Annotated in this window: 16 protein-coding genes; 10 read left to right on the top strand and 6 right to left on the bottom strand. The window is 58.9% G+C overall.

What is annotated here, in order from left to right:
* Positions 1-85: 85 nt before the first annotated feature.
* Entirely contained in the window at positions 86-367 is a 282-nt protein-coding gene (locus GR197_RS25280; RefSeq protein ID WP_026188395.1) for a hypothetical protein, read from the top strand.
* A 74-nt stretch (positions 368-441) separates the two neighbouring features.
* Here GR197_RS25280 and GR197_RS25275 read toward each other — a convergent pair whose 3' ends face one another.
* Together GR197_RS25275 and GR197_RS32110 are read right to left on the bottom strand one after the other, a co-directional pair.
* On the bottom strand, positions 442-696 hold the full coding sequence (locus GR197_RS25275; protein ID WP_164014527.1) for a GlsB/YeaQ/YmgE family stress response membrane protein: 255 nt from the start codon (positions 694-696) through the stop codon (positions 442-444).
* Positions 697-1259: 563 nt separating this feature from the next.
* Positions 1260-1397, bottom strand: a complete 138-nt coding sequence (locus GR197_RS32110) for a hypothetical protein (protein WP_204330383.1) — start codon at positions 1395-1397, stop codon at positions 1260-1262.
* 86 nt (positions 1398-1483) lie between these two features.
* Between GR197_RS32110 and GR197_RS25270 the strand changes: the two genes are divergently transcribed.
* The 3 genes from GR197_RS25270 (at position 1484) to GR197_RS25260 (ending at position 3957) form a co-directional block, all read left to right on the top strand.
* Positions 1484-1639 (top strand): hypothetical protein, encoded by a 156-nt coding sequence (locus GR197_RS25270; RefSeq protein ID WP_018495827.1) that lies wholly within the window; start codon positions 1484-1486, stop codon positions 1637-1639.
* 501 nt (positions 1640-2140) lie between these two features.
* Positions 2141-3013 carry a transglutaminase family protein gene (locus GR197_RS25265; RefSeq protein ID WP_164014525.1) on the top strand — a complete coding sequence of 291 codons (873 nt, stop codon included), beginning with the start codon at positions 2141-2143 and terminating at the stop codon, positions 3011-3013.
* A gap of 101 nt (positions 3014-3114) precedes the next feature.
* Positions 3115-3957 (top strand): transglutaminase-like domain-containing protein, encoded by an 843-nt coding sequence (locus tag GR197_RS25260; protein ID WP_164014524.1) that lies wholly within the window; start codon positions 3115-3117, stop codon positions 3955-3957.
* On the opposite strand, the gene GR197_RS25255 is transcribed toward GR197_RS25260, so the two are convergent.
* On the bottom strand, positions 3944-4165 hold the full coding sequence (locus GR197_RS25255) for an alkylphosphonate utilization protein (RefSeq protein WP_164014522.1): 222 nt from the start codon (positions 4163-4165) through the stop codon (positions 3944-3946). The genes GR197_RS25260 and GR197_RS25255 overlap by 14 nt on opposite strands.
* A 118-nt stretch (positions 4166-4283) precedes the next feature.
* The gene (locus tag GR197_RS25250) at positions 4284-5177 is read right to left on the bottom strand and encodes a LysR family transcriptional regulator (RefSeq protein WP_164014520.1); all 894 of its coding nucleotides are present in this window, start codon (positions 5175-5177) and stop codon (positions 4284-4286) included.
* A 134-nt stretch (positions 5178-5311) separates the two neighbouring features.
* Here GR197_RS25250 and GR197_RS25245 point away from each other — a divergent pair, with 134 nt between their 5' ends.
* Complete coding sequence (locus tag GR197_RS25245) at positions 5312-6742, top strand: MFS transporter (protein ID WP_164014518.1); 1431 nt, start codon at positions 5312-5314, stop codon at positions 6740-6742.
* Between the two features lie 322 nt (positions 6743-7064).
* Here GR197_RS25245 and GR197_RS32790 read toward each other — a convergent pair whose 3' ends face one another.
* Positions 7065-7178 carry a recombinase family protein gene (locus tag GR197_RS32790; protein WP_348643298.1) on the bottom strand — a complete coding sequence of 38 codons (114 nt, stop codon included), beginning with the start codon at positions 7176-7178 and terminating at the stop codon, positions 7065-7067.
* Positions 7179-7255: 77 nt separating this feature from the next.
* On the opposite strand from GR197_RS32790, the gene GR197_RS32505 reads away from it, so the two are divergent.
* Positions 7256-7447, top strand: a complete 192-nt coding sequence (locus tag GR197_RS32505; RefSeq protein ID WP_348643297.1) for a hypothetical protein — start codon at positions 7256-7258, stop codon at positions 7445-7447.
* A 23-nt stretch (positions 7448-7470) separates the two neighbouring features.
* Here the strand turns inward: GR197_RS32505 and GR197_RS25235 are convergent, their stop codons facing one another.
* Positions 7471-7752 (bottom strand): hypothetical protein, encoded by a 282-nt coding sequence (locus GR197_RS25235; RefSeq protein WP_164014516.1) that lies wholly within the window; start codon positions 7750-7752, stop codon positions 7471-7473.
* 537 nt (positions 7753-8289) lie between these two features.
* On the opposite strand from GR197_RS25235, the gene GR197_RS25230 reads away from it, so the two are divergent.
* The 4 genes from GR197_RS25230 to GR197_RS32105 all read left to right on the top strand — a co-directional run bounded on the left by GR197_RS25230 (position 8290) and on the right by GR197_RS32105 (position 13171).
* The gene (locus GR197_RS25230; protein ID WP_164014514.1) at positions 8290-9456 is read left to right on the top strand and encodes a tyrosine-type recombinase/integrase; all 1167 of its coding nucleotides are present in this window, start codon (positions 8290-8292) and stop codon (positions 9454-9456) included.
* Between the two features lie 340 nt (positions 9457-9796).
* Positions 9797-10006 carry a helix-turn-helix transcriptional regulator gene (locus GR197_RS25225; RefSeq protein ID WP_164014512.1) on the top strand — a complete coding sequence of 70 codons (210 nt, stop codon included), beginning with the start codon at positions 9797-9799 and terminating at the stop codon, positions 10004-10006.
* Positions 10007-10353: 347 nt separating this feature from the next.
* On the top strand, positions 10354-12738 hold the full coding sequence (locus tag GR197_RS25220) for a bifunctional DNA primase/polymerase (protein ID WP_164014510.1): 2385 nt from the start codon (positions 10354-10356) through the stop codon (positions 12736-12738).
* A 256-nt stretch (positions 12739-12994) separates the two neighbouring features.
* Positions 12995-13171 carry a hypothetical protein gene (locus GR197_RS32105; protein WP_204330381.1) on the top strand — a complete coding sequence of 59 codons (177 nt, stop codon included), beginning with the start codon at positions 12995-12997 and terminating at the stop codon, positions 13169-13171.

Here is a 13171-nt window from a genome sequence, read left to right as displayed (position 1 = left end):
CTGCGGCGAACAAAAGAGCGATTGCGGCGGAACCTTTCGGGCCGCAATTTCGTTGAAGCCGCATCCCATGAAACAGGAGCAGACCATGGCTGAATTGAAAACCGCTTCCGCCGAATCCACCGCTGCGCGGGTAAAGGCCGATATCGCAGCAGACGATCTGTCGGCACAGGTCGCAGCCCTTCGCAACGATCTCTCCCGGCTGACGGAAAGCGTGGTCGCGCTCGGGCAGGGGGCAAAGTCGGCGGTGACCGACGAGGCGTCGCTGATGACGGAACAGCTGCGCGACAAGGTTCGCGAAGAACCGCTGATGGCGCTCGCTGTGACGGCAGGCATTGCCTATGTTTTCGGCCTGCTGAGCCGCCGCTAGAAAGAATTCACGACAATGAAAAGCCGGGCGCAATGATAGCCCGGCTTTCGATGTTTTGAAGGCTGGTGCGACCGTCAGCGGCGGATGACGCGCCCGATGAAAATCAGGATGCAGGCACCGATAAAGCCGGTGATCAGATAACCCAGCCAGCCTGCAAGCGGCTGGATGTGCAACAGACCCAGGATCCAGTTGGCGACAATGGCGCCGACGATGCCGAGCAATATGTTCATGAGCAAGCCCATGTTGCTGCTCATGACCTTTTCCGCCAGCCATCCGGCGATGCCACCGATGATGATGGCTGCAATCCAACCCACGCCTGCGTTTTCCATGATTATCTCCCTCCTGGCAAAACGAGTCACAGAATGCACGAAACGAAGGGAAGTTCCACTCCCAGTTACGAGATTGCCTGCGAGTTCAGCAACTTATGTGACTTACGGCTGCAGCATGGTAACGGGGGAATGCAACGCGTGAGTAGCAATCTGAAACAAGAGGCCGGCAATGGCGAGTATTGCGAATCCCACCGGCATGATCAGACTTTTGCTAAACATCGTTCCTCTCCCCTTTGCACAAAGCATAAGCGGAAGTGGACGGCGCGCAAGGATATTGTTAACAGATAGTTAAACAAGACATTTAATTAAAATTTAATACATTCTCTGGGAGTTGAAGTGCTTGTATAAATTGAAACGTTTCTTGTCTTGTATTTAAAGGTGCACTGAGGGATGAGCCGCACTCATTGTGCCAACCTTAGTCTCGGTCATTTTGTCGGCGCGATGTATGAGGCCTGTTGGGGGATGCCGGAACGTCTGAAGCCCGTCATATCGAAATAATTCATGCAGCGCGCTTTAGCGCTTAAAATGGGGTTCTGCCGGAATCGCTGCACACTTCCGGGCGATTATGTCCGGTGAACGACGAGCATGAAAACGAGGAAGGACGCTGTGGCGACGGTTGCGGCGAATGCAATCTGATAATCCATGTCGTTGACCCCGGTTGGATGGCTTCTGTAAACGTCGGGCGCGCCATAGAGTTCCATATGCGATCCGCACCGAAGGCCGGCGGATTGATTTTGGCAGGAAATGCATCATCTTTCCCTGATCGCCACTCCACTGGGGAAACTCGATGTCAAAAGCTGCAATCGCCATCGCCTGCATCTGCCTGCTCACGCTTTCCGGCTGCGGCAATACCGCATACGGGCTGAAGAAGGATGGGCAGGAGGCGAGCCACGCCATGGACAATGCGACACATCGGGTGCTGTCGGCAGGCGCCAAGAAGTGACACACGCGCCAATATTCGCGGCAGGCGAGGAAAGATCAATGGCGAAAAAAGCCCGCCTGGGGTGAGGCGGGCTTGCAATAACAGGGAGAATGGACGGATAGACGCCGTCTCGGCTAATGAAGCATTTCCTTATGCGTATGGCTTTACGTCATTCGACGTAACCGCCACCGTTGCGGCAGCGATGCGTTCGAATCGAATCCAATCAGAAGTTGCCCCAGTTCTGGGCGCGGGCACGGGCGCGAATAATCCGGTATTCGCGACCGCCATAGAGCGAGCCGATTGTCAGCAGAAGCGTCAGAACGTCCCAGATGATATGCATTTTATCCTCTTAGGTTGGACGGCTCTGCCGTCGATCGGTTGATGTAGAATAGCAATCTTTCGAATGTGCTTATATGACAAGAAATCGGGATGAGCGGGAAAGCGGCGAAGGCGCCTCCGTAGAGGAAGAGCGGCGTCGCCGTCTTGGAGCAAGGAAGTGATAAGATTACCGGACGGCGGCCGATGACGATTTTTTCCGTCCGCCACATCACGTCCTATCGTTACGTCAGGGCGGTCGATTTCGGCGAGCATCGCCTGATGTTCCGGCCGCGCGACAGTTTCGACCAGCGGCTGATCGAAGCGTCGTTGACGATATATCCTAGGGAAAGTCATGTGCGCTGGATCCACGATGTTTTCGGCAATTGCGTGGCGCTCATCGATTTTTCGAGGCCGGCGTCCGAGCTTCGTTTCGAAACCTGGATCACCCTCGATCATACACCCCAGGTCGCCCTGGATCTCAAGGTGGACGACCAGGCCCTGACCTATCCATTCTCCTATGACAAGGACGAAATTGCCGATCTGATGCCCGCGATGCAGCGCCATTATCCCGACCCCAACGATGATGTCGGACGCTGGGCGCGCCAGTTCGTGCGGCAGGGACGTCCGACGGAAACCGGGCATCTGCTGATGACGCTCTGTTACGCCATTCGGGAAAGCTTCGTCTATGCGCGCCGGATGGAGCACGGAACGCAGACGCCGCAGCAGACTTTGCAGCTTCGCTCCGGCACCTGCCGGGATTTCGCGCTGCTGATGATGGAGGCGGCGCGCGTCCTCGGCCTCGCGGCGCGGTTTGTCACGGGCTATGTCTATGTTCCCGATCGCGACGGCTCGACCGTGCTCGGCGGCGGTTCCACCCATGCGTGGTGCCAGATTTATCTTCCGGGCGCCGGCTGGGCGGAGTTCGATCCGACCAATGGGATCGTCGGCAACCGCGATCTCATTCGTGTCGCCGTTGCCCGCGATCCGCGCCAGGCCGTCCCGTTGAGCGGCAGCTATGATGGGGATGGGACGGATTTCGACAGCATGACGGTGCAGGTCAACGTCACCACGAAGTAATATTGGACATCCCGAGCTTTGAGCGCGCATCAGGCGGGAACCGGGCAGCGCGATCGACGTTGCATAGTCACGCCACCTATGTGGGACGCGAGGAAGCCACAATGAAGATACGCGCCGGGTTTCATCTGGGCTATGAATGCATTCAGCCGACGCCAATGCTGCTCGCTCTCAACATTCATCCTTCCCGCCGTGCCGATCTTCTCACTGAGCAGGTTCTGACATTCGACCGGCCGATCGAGGCCTGGGAATATACCGATGGTTTTGGCAACGCCTGCAGCCGGATCGTCGCCCCGGCTGGCGTGACGACGATTTCCACGGAATTCGAGATCTACGACAGCGGCCAGCCCGACGTCGTTCCCGACGATGCCATTCAGCATGCGATCAATGACCTGCCGGACGATGTGCTCGTCTTCCTGCTTGGCAGCCGTTATTGCGACACCGACAGGCTCGGCGATTTTGCCTGGGCAACATTCTCGTCGACGCCGCTCGGCTGGGCGCGCGTCCAGGCGATCTGCGATTTCGTTCACGACCACATCACCTTCGACTACCAGAAGGCCGATCTGCTGCGAACCGCGCATGGCGGCTTCACCGACAAGGCCGGCGTCTGCCGCGACTTTGCCCACCTCGCCATCGCGCTTTGCCGATGCATGAATATCCCAGCCCGATACTGCACCGGCTATCTCGGCGATATCGGCGTCCCGATCGATCCCAACCCGATGGATTTCAGCGCCTGGTTCGAGGTGTTTCTCGGCGGCCACTGGCATACGGTCGATGCCCGCCACAATACGCCGCGCATCGGAAGAATACTGATGGGGACCGGCCGCGACGCAACCGACGTCGCGATGTCGACGGCCTTTGGCCCGGCAACGCTCTCCCGCTTCGAGGTGATCACCGAGGAAGTGCCGCAGGATGGGGCTGATAAGGCCGATCCTAAACCTTCTTGAGGAATTCCGTTTTCAACACCAGACCCTTGACCTGCTTGGTGTTGCACTCGATCTCGCCGGGATTGTCGGTCAGGCGAATGCCCTTGACCAGCGTTCCGCGCTTCAGCGTCTCGGAAGTTCCCTTGACCTTGAGGTCCTTGATCAGCGTTACGGAATCGCCGTCGTGAAGCTGGCTTCCGTTGCTATCCTTTACGATGATGTCGGCCATGATGTTCCCGTCTGATAATTCGCCTGATGATCTCGGGCGGGAAATCACGTCGACGAGGGATAGTCAACCATTGCGAACGGATCGATCACTCGCCCGTCAGTTCGACGCGGCCCACCGATCACCCCGCCGCGCAAGCGTCCCGAACGCAGCCGCGCAGCCAGCGATGGGCGGGATCGGCATCCATCCGGGGATGCCACAGCAGTGAAACGGTGATCTCAGGGGTCGGAACCGGCAGGGGAAAACTGTGCATGCCCTGGCGCAAAGCTCCGGTGTGCCGTTCCGGCACGCTGGCGATCAGATCCGACGCGCGGGCGAGAGCCAGCGCGGTGGAAAAACCGCCGACGATGGTGGCAATCTTCCGTTCCAGCCCGAACGCATCGAGGGCTTCATCGATCGCGCCTTTGTCGAGCCCGCGCCGCGAGACGGCGATGTGGCGGCCGGCAGCATACCGGGCGGGCGTCACCTCACCCTGGCAGAGCGGATGCCCCACGCGCACGACGCCGACGAAACGGTCGTGGAACAGGGCCTGCGCCCGCACCTCCGGCCCCATCGTGTCGCCGACGACACCGGTTTCCAGGTCGACGCTTCCGTCGCGCAACGGGGCGCTGTCCTTATCCGGCTTCTGCACGAAACGCAGCCGCACGCCGGGCGCATCACCACCGAGGCGGGCGATAAGACCGGGTCCGAAGCTCTCGGCGAAGCCCTCACTGGCGCGCAGCGTGAATGTTCGGACCAGGCGTTGAAGGTCGAGCGCCTCGGCAGGGCGCAGGACCGTTTGCGCCTCCTCGACGATCCGGCCGACCCGTTCGCGCAGTTCGAGCGCTCGCGGCGTGGGGACGAGGCCGCGGCCGGCGCGCACCAACAGCGGATCGCCCGTCGTTTCGCGCAATCGCGCCAGCGCCCGGCTCATCGCCGACGGGCTGAGCCGCAGCCTTTGGGCCGCGCGCGCAACGCTGCCTTCGGCAAGCAGCACATCCAGGGTGACGAGCAGATTAAGATCGGGGGGCGACATGCATCCCGTATAGCACTGTTTGATGTGGCGCCAAACGCAAGAATAGAATGCAAATGCTGCGCGTTCCGCCATGCCGGCCGGAGGACTATGTTTTCCAGCAGTTCCCTTTCCGGAGCGAGAAAATGGAGTCCACTGTGAAACCGATCATTGCAGAGCCAGGCGAGGCCGTCGCCGAACGCAGATATTCCGTCCGCTGGGCACTCGCCAGCCTTTCCCTCTCGATGTTGCTGCCATCGCTCGGCACCAGCATCGCCAATGTCGGCCTGCCGAGCCTGGCGCGGGCGTTCAACGCGCCCTTCCAGGATGTCCAGTGGATCGTGCTCGCCTATCTCCTTGCCATCACCACGCTGATCGTCAGCGTCGGGCGGCTCGGCGATATTACCGGCCGCCGCCGGCTGCTGCTTATCGGCATCCTGCTCTTCACGCTGGCCTCGGTCCTCTGCGGCCTTGCACCGACGCTGTGGCTGATGATTGCGGCGCGCGCGCTGCAGGGTCTCGGCGCGGCGATCATGATGGCGCTCACCATGGCCTTTGTCGGCGATACGGTGCCGAAGACACGGACCGGCAGCGCCATGGGGCTGCTCGGAACGATGTCGGCGATCGGCACGGCTCTTGGGCCGTCGCTCGGCGGGCTCATGATCGCCTCTTTCGGCTGGCCGGCAATCTTTCTCGTCAACCTGCCGCTCGGCTTGGCGACCTTTGTTCTCGCTTTTCGCTATCTGCCGGCCGATATCGGCGGACAGAAGAAGAAGGATCGAGCCGGCTTCGATACAGTGGGCACGCTGCTGCTCGCCCTGATGCTTTCGGCCTATGCGCTGGCAATGACGATCGGGCATGGCAGCTTTGGCCTATTGAACCTCGCCCTGCTGCTCGCGGCCGGTCTTGGCGCCGCTCTCTTCGTCTTCGCCGAGGCGAGAGCGGCATCGCCGCTGGTCCAGATGGCGGTATTTCGCAATCGCGTCCTCACCGCCAGCCTGGCGATGAACGCGCTCGTTTCGACGGTCATGATGGCGACGCTGGTGGTCGCGCCGTTCTATCTCTCCCGCGCGCTCGGGCTGAACGAAGCGCTGGTTGGAACCGTCATGTCGATTGGTCCCGTCATCTCCATCCTCAGCGGTGTCCCGGCTGGTCGCTTGGTCGATCGTTTGGATGCACCCTTGGTCGTTGCCGCAGGGCTCGTCGCCATGGCAGCCGGTTCCATCGCTCTCGCCGTGCTGCCCGGAATCGCCGGCTACATCGCCGCCATCGCTCTGCTGACGCCTGGCTATCAGCTGTTCCAGGCAGCCAACAACACGGCCGTTATGGCGGATGTCCGCACCGACCAGCGCGGCGTCATCTCCGGCGTGCTCAACCTGTCGCGCAATCTCGGGCTGATTACCGGTGCATCCGTCATGGGGGCAGTGTTCGCGCATGGATCGGCGACGGCGGAGATCGCCGCGGCACGTCCCGAGGCCGTGCATTCAGGCATGCAGATCACCTTCGGCGTCGCAGCGGCATTGATCGCCGTCGCGCTCACCATCGCGGCCGGGACCTACCGGCGCCGAACCAATTCCGAAGGGGCATGAACCGCAACTGCAGCGCTCTAAGCGGATCTATCGAGTAAGCTCCCCTCCCTCCAGGGGATTATGCATTCAGCCGCAGAACTCAGACCAAGGTCCGATCGGTCCCGGACTTCGTGCCCCATACCAACCCTCGATCGTTGCAATAGCTTTGCAGGATGAGTCGAATTCGGAGCTTTTAGTGTGACCAAAATCATCGTTTTGGGGATGATAGTGATGCCGGCTATCTTTTGGGGTTCTGTTGGCGTCTGGATCTATTCGCTGCTTTCATGAGCGGCTGTGGCTTCAGTCCCCATCGCGATTGCTGTGTAGCAATACGTGCGAGGCTCTAGAGATCGCCGATGACGAGGAGATCTACAGTCGAACGGGCGAGGCGGCTGAGCTTTGTGACAATGAGCGTGTCGGCCTCGCGCACGTAGTCTTCAGAATCATTCGGCAGCATGCTGCTCGCAGCGCGCAAAGGAAAACGAGCTCGTCTTTCTCGGGGTGTGGGAACCGGCTTTAACGCGCGTTCCGCGAATGGACGCCGGGAGAAGATGGAAAGCTGATCATCGGCAAGCCTGCCGCCGATTGCAAAACGCGGTCTTAGTCGATCCGCGCCTTGTTGCTGAAACCGACTATCGGGCGTGGACGCATGACCGCGAGTTGCGGCACACGTCATATAAGCGGTTGCGCGACACTGATAATCCGGCAGTTTGTGAGGCAGAATAATCCGCCCAGCGCGGCTACCGCCCTCAATTGAGGATCCCCAGCAGACCTAAAGTAATTGGGATCAAATTGGCTGTGCTAACAACGACGAAAACGGGCCAAGCTATCAAGAATTTTTCTTTCGGCTTCGCAGTAAAGCGATCATCATCAGGGAATTCCGAAAATTGGGGTCCGAAATCTTCGCTGAAATCGAAGCCATTTTTATAGTAGAAGATGATGGACCTGATATACCAATACCAACTCCAGCCACACATGCCGCCCACCAGGCAGAAGGGCAGCCACAGGGCGACCCTGTCGGGCATGGTCATGGTTTCTCCTCCGGCCGCGATGCCTTGTTACAGTCGGCGCAACCCCAAGGATATTCGGGCATATGCTTTATCGGAGGAGCCGGATAGTACCTATAGAGGCAGCAGCCGAGGAAGGGTACCAATAGACATATGCAAATGAAGCGAGGCATCATTTCAGCACTACAACAAGCACCGCGATTCTTGTAAAGGCGCCGCCCAAATCATTAAGCTTCCGTCGGTCCGTTATGCGCTATCAGCTATGCGCTATCGATGAGTCCGACAGCGCGTCTGGATGTCGCAGCATTATTGCAGATCTTCGTTGACTGTATTGCAAGCGAGTTGGAATATCGCCTCGGAAGGTCGGGAAAAATACACACGCGTTTCAACAGGTTGCTGGCGGAAGAGGTGTCCGCTATTCCGCCGTTCTTATGGTCAATATGGTCCTGCACACCATATGACGCCATTGTAAACAAACAAGAATTCCGAATGCTCCAAATGGACAATTCTTGACCGTTATGATAACCGTCGTGAAAATGTGGGTTCGGCGGAGGGTTTTTCATGGCTCGGAACAAGCTTAGCGAGACGAAGATCAAGACGATCGCCAAACCCGGCATCTACGGCGACGGTGACGGCCTGTACATAAGGGCGCAGAAGGGCGGCAGCAAGAATTGGGTGTTCATCTGGCGCCGTGGCGATGAGCGAAACGAAGTCGGGCTCGGCGGATATGGCCAGGGTACCGCCCCCGTCAGCCTAGCGCTTGCCCGTGAGAAAGCCGACGCGATCCGCCTGCAACTTGCTCGTGGTGAAGATCCACGGGCCGACCGTCGCCCATTGCAGCCGAAGACGTTCAAGGATTGCATGGACGGACTGCTCGACACGCGCAAAGGCGATTGGCGCAACGCCAAGCACAAGGCGCAATGGGAGATGACCTTGAACGATTACGCCAAGCCGCTCCACGACATGCCGATCGCGGATATCGTCATCGGTGATGTCAAAGACTGCCTTATGGTTCATTGGAGCGAGCGGCCGGAGACCGCCAACAGGCTTCGATCGCGCATCCAAGCGGTGATCGACTACGGAATCGCCCACGAATGGCGTACAGCCGGAAACCCGGCCCGATGGAAGGGTTTGTTGGAAAAGGTGATGCCCGCGCGCGAGAAGCTAAGCCGAGGCCATCACAAGGCCCTCGCTTACAAGTCCGCGCCGGCAGCCGTCGCCAAGCTGCGAAAGTCCAAAGGCGTGTCGGCGAGAATGGTCGAATTCCTGATCCTGAACGGCAACCGGACAGGAGAAGTCAGAGGCGCGGTCTGGCCTGAATTCGATCTGGAAGCCAAACTCTGGACGATCCCCAAGGAGCGGATGAAGAAGTTCCGCGAGCATAGGGTACCCCTAACCGATCGGGCCGTCGAGATTTTGAAAGAGATGCTCAGCCGCTCCGCCGGCGATCTGGTTTTCGAAGGCGATAAGCAAGGCGCGGCAATCAGCGAGACTATGATGACCAAGGCGCTGCGGGCCGCGTCGGCCGATAAGACGATCACCCTGCACGGGATGCGGTCGACTTTCCGCGATTGGGCTGGCGACTGCACGGACCATGCGCGTGAAGTTATCGAGGGGGCTTTGGCGCACATCGAGGGTGATGCGACTGAACAAGCCTATCGCCGGTCTGATGCGCTCGAAAAGCGAAGGACTCTGATGACCGATTGGGCAGCATATCTCGGGTCTTAGCCTGGTTTGTAAACAAACGCGTCAAGTAATTTCTTTGATTTTATTTTAGGCGAGTACACTTGGAACATTTGAATGTTTACATTAGTTTTCAGGTCATAAACGAGATCTACAGGTGATTTCGTTTGGTGCGGGGGGATCCCGCAGAGATATGGCTCTTTTCGGTAAGTCCATATCTATCAGATGCAGCCAAGCTGCCGGATGCCCGACCGGACAGGGTGGCGCTCTTGAGAGCGTCGATTAACTTCAACCCGGCCATGGCGCGCCGGTCACTGAACCCTCTCAACAATCTTATCGACAACCTGACACCCGGATTCCGTCCGCGGCGATTAGAGGAGACACCATGCCGACCGCAAGCAACGACAACTATGCGCTGATTTCTCTCAGGGACACGTGCACGCTCACAAGCATGTCGAAAACCATGATCCACAGGCTCCGGGTCGAAGGCAACTTCCCGGCTGCCGTTGCTCTCGGAGAAAAGCGGATCGCTTTTTCCCGCATTGAGGTCCAGTCATGGATTCAGGCGAAGCTGGCCGCCCGGGCCGCAGCCTGATTTCTGGACATTCGTCGGTCTCACGCCGACATAGCGCCAGCCACTCATCCACCACCATTTGCCGACCGGCCTTGCGCCGGCGAGAGGAGAGATTTTGCGCATTCTTCGAATTGACCCTGCGTCACCGGGTGGTGACGACGGGTTTTCCACAATAGCCACTTTCGACGTCTCTCTGTCCGAACATGTTCGTGTCTTTGGCATGCGCCTAGTCGCCGGCCCGCGCGGCACCAGACTTGCGTACGGGCCGAACGCCGCTGGGGGGAAGCGGTGCGTCACCTTCTCGCGGCAAGCCGCTCTGCAGATTACTCGCGCAGCAATGGAAGCCATGGCAGGAGACCGAAAGTCCCATGAACGCATCACAGCAGACGTCATCTGATCCGGATCTGGTAGACCTTCGCCGATCTCTCCTCGCCAAGGGCTACATCCCAGTCCCGGTCGATGGGAAGCGCCCCCGCATTAAGGGCTGGTCCAACTTCCATCCGAAGGCAGAGCAGATCGAGGGCCAAGCCCGTCGCTATTCCGACCATACGAACACGGGCATTCTCTGCGGCGATGTGGTTGCAATCGATATCGACGTTCCTGACGCGGATGCGGCTGGACACCTGCGGACGATGGCTCTCGCCCTTCCCGGCGCTGATCGCGCCCTTCAGCGCATCGGCCGCGCGCCCAAGGTAACCTTTATATTCCGGGCATCGGACGCTCGACGGAAGAAGATCACCGGCAAATACAGCGTCAACGGCCATGACTGCCAGATCGAAATCTTAGGGCAGGGGCAGCAGTTTGTAGCCTTCGGCATCCATCCGGATACCGGAAAAGCCTACGAATGGATCGGCGCATCGCCTCTCGATGTCCCGTTCTTCGATCTTCCGGAAATCGACGGTGAGACTATTGACGCCTTCCTCGTCGAGGCAGACGCGTATCTAGCCTCCATCGGCACCGCAGCTAGCAAGAAGGCAGAACCTCGCGTTTCACAATCCCTGGGCGGAACGTTTTGGCAGCAGGTCAACACATCCGCTCTGGCCGATACAGATAGGTGGGTGAAGGATCTGTTCTCATCGGCCAGGCAAGAGGTGGGCACAGGCGCATGGCGCGTCACTTCGGCAGATTTGGGCAGGTCTCTTGAAGAGGATCTCTCCATCCACTTAGACGGTATCCGCGACTTTGGCACCGAGAAGACCAGCACCGCGATCGAGCTGGTAATTGAGTACGGTGGGGCACCGACGGCGAAGGAGGCGGCTTTCTGGCTATGCGAGCGGCTCGGCCGCGATCCGATCGAACTTGGGTGGGAGCAGCGGGACGTCGGAGCCAGAATGACGCTCGGCAGTCTTTCGAGACGTAGTGCGCCAGTCGCAGCTAATGACAACACCGCAGAAGATGACAGCGATGAGCCGCAGGCAAACGCGCCAGCGTCGGGAGGCCTGCCAGAGCATCTCTGTTACCCTCCTGGCGCGGTCGGGGAGTTCGCGAGATTTATCGTTGGCTGCGCGCGATTTCCATCGCCGCACCTTGCCTTGGTGGCCAGCCTTGCATTCACCGCTGGCATGATCGGACGCCGCTTCAAAGGGCCGACCGGTCTTCGGTCAAACATTTACCTCGTCGGCCTCGCTGAATCAGGATTCGGCAAGGACGTCACCATCCGCGCCTCCGCTGCTCTGGCCGATAGCACCAGCTGGGGATCTAAGGTCAGTGAATGGCTGTTCATGGACCAGATCCGGAGTTTGCCCGGACTGACGAACAAGCTGCGCAAATCTCCGACGTCGGTTTGCATCCAAGACGAGTTTGGGCGCTGGCTGGCAGACCACACAGGCAGGAATGTCGCGACCCATCGCGCCGAGATCGCCAGCGCGTTGATGGAGCTCACCGGCGCGCCGCAAGGGTTCTGGGGCGGCCAGGAGAAGGCGGCTGGTAACATTGCGCGCATCGTCGCGCCTTGCTTCACACTGCACGGAGTATCAACCCCATCGACGTTCTGGAGTGCGCTTTCGTCCGGCAACATCGCCGAGGGTTTGCTCGGCCGGCTTGTTCTCATCGATGTCGGCAGCGCCGACCCGGTGAAGGTTCGCAACCCGCCCAACAGCATCGACAACATTCCGTCGGCTCTTTCCGAACGCGTCTCGGAGCTCTTGGGACTATCGGCGGGTCGCTTCACCGGTCCATTCTTCGCTCTGAACGCGAAGTCGGATGAGAAGCCGCACCCGATCATGACTGCCTCTTGGGCGGCTGGTGTGGACGATCTTTTCGAGGAATTCGACGATCGGATCCGCGCGATGAAGAAGACGGTGGATCCACAATATCGACCGATTCTGAACAGGGTTGGTGAAAACGCCGCGAGGCTCGCACTGATCGTGGCCGTAGGATGCGACCCCAAAGAGCCGGTCATTACTGCCGAAATCCAGGGATGGGCAAACGCAGTCGCCGAGCATTCGCTTCATGTCATCCTTCGTGGAGCTGATCAGAATATCGCCGATAATGACCGCGCAGCCGAATACCTGCGCGTCCGGCAGCAAGTTGTCAGGCGAGGTTCATCCGGAATTACGATGCGGGATATCGTCAAGAACCTCAGAGGCGCGATCGATAAGAGGCGCTTGGAAGACATCATCGGCATGCTTCGGCAGGCGAGGGAGGTTCATCTTGCAAAGATGTCAAGCGAGAGCGGCCAGACAAAAGTGCGTTACTGGGCTGCTGAATCTATGCCCGAAAACGCGATCATCATCCCGATCGAGGGTGGGTAAAAGCATGGGGTAAAGACCGGGAAAAGGACTGGGGTAAAGGGTGGGGGCAAAATCACCGAAATTCAAAAACGCTGCGCTTTTCTCCCCCAGTCTTACCCCACCCTTTACCCCAGTCTTGCACCCACCCTTACATGTAAAAAATATAATAAAAACAATAATATATATGAGAGTGGGTACAATAGAGGTGGGGATATACCGCCGCAGAGGTTTTAGCCGCACGAAAACATAACGCACTCACGCGCGCGAAGGAGAGACAATGATCGAATGCATCGAAACGAAAAATGGAAAGAAGATCGTCCACCTCGTCGATCCGTCACAGGTCGATCAACTTGATGAGATTTCCGGCGACGAACAATACGCGTTGGTTTGGTGCGAAACGCACCGGCAATGGGAATGGCACTGGATCGAGCGCAGCGAACTTGGAGGGTATTGA

The sequence above is a fragment of the Rhizobium phaseoli genome (genome assembly GCF_010668805.1).
In the GTDB taxonomy this organism is placed as follows: domain Bacteria; phylum Pseudomonadota; class Alphaproteobacteria; order Rhizobiales; family Rhizobiaceae; genus Rhizobium; species Rhizobium phaseoli_A.
Note: the sequence above shows the minus strand (reverse complement) of the source record. Positions and strands in the feature narration are given on the sequence as shown.

Bases quoted from the DNA above. Each gene is read 5' to 3' on its own strand.
- GR197_RS25280 (WP_026188395.1), top strand. From the start codon at position 86: ATGGCTGAATTGAAAACCGCTTCCGCCGAATCCACCGCTGCGCGGGTA.
- GR197_RS25275 (WP_164014527.1), bottom strand. From the start codon at position 696: ATGGAAAACGCAGGCGTGGGTTGGATTGCAGCCATCATCATCGGTGGC.
- GR197_RS32110 (WP_204330383.1), bottom strand. From the start codon at position 1,397: ATGGAACTCTATGGCGCGCCCGACGTTTACAGAAGCCATCCAACCGGG.
- GR197_RS25270 (WP_018495827.1), top strand. From the start codon at position 1,484: ATGTCAAAAGCTGCAATCGCCATCGCCTGCATCTGCCTGCTCACGCTT.
- GR197_RS25265 (WP_164014525.1), top strand. From the start codon at position 2,141: ATGACGATTTTTTCCGTCCGCCACATCACGTCCTATCGTTACGTCAGG.
- GR197_RS25260 (WP_164014524.1), top strand. From the start codon at position 3,115: ATGAAGATACGCGCCGGGTTTCATCTGGGCTATGAATGCATTCAGCCG.
- GR197_RS25255 (WP_164014522.1), bottom strand. From the start codon at position 4,165: ATGGCCGACATCATCGTAAAGGATAGCAACGGAAGCCAGCTTCACGAC.
- GR197_RS25250 (WP_164014520.1), bottom strand. From the start codon at position 5,177: ATGTCGCCCCCCGATCTTAATCTGCTCGTCACCCTGGATGTGCTGCTT.
- GR197_RS32790 (WP_348643298.1), bottom strand. From the start codon at position 7,178: ATGCTGCCGAATGATTCTGAAGACTACGTGCGCGAGGCCGACACGCTC.
- GR197_RS32505 (WP_348643297.1), top strand. From the start codon at position 7,256: ATGGACGCCGGGAGAAGATGGAAAGCTGATCATCGGCAAGCCTGCCGC.
- GR197_RS25235 (WP_164014516.1), bottom strand. From the start codon at position 7,752: ATGACCATGCCCGACAGGGTCGCCCTGTGGCTGCCCTTCTGCCTGGTG.
- GR197_RS25230 (WP_164014514.1), top strand. From the start codon at position 8,290: ATGGCTCGGAACAAGCTTAGCGAGACGAAGATCAAGACGATCGCCAAA.
- GR197_RS25225 (WP_164014512.1), top strand. From the start codon at position 9,797: ATGCCGACCGCAAGCAACGACAACTATGCGCTGATTTCTCTCAGGGAC.
- GR197_RS25220 (WP_164014510.1), top strand. From the start codon at position 10,354: ATGAACGCATCACAGCAGACGTCATCTGATCCGGATCTGGTAGACCTT.
- GR197_RS32105 (WP_204330381.1), top strand. From the start codon at position 12,995: ATGATCGAATGCATCGAAACGAAAAATGGAAAGAAGATCGTCCACCTC.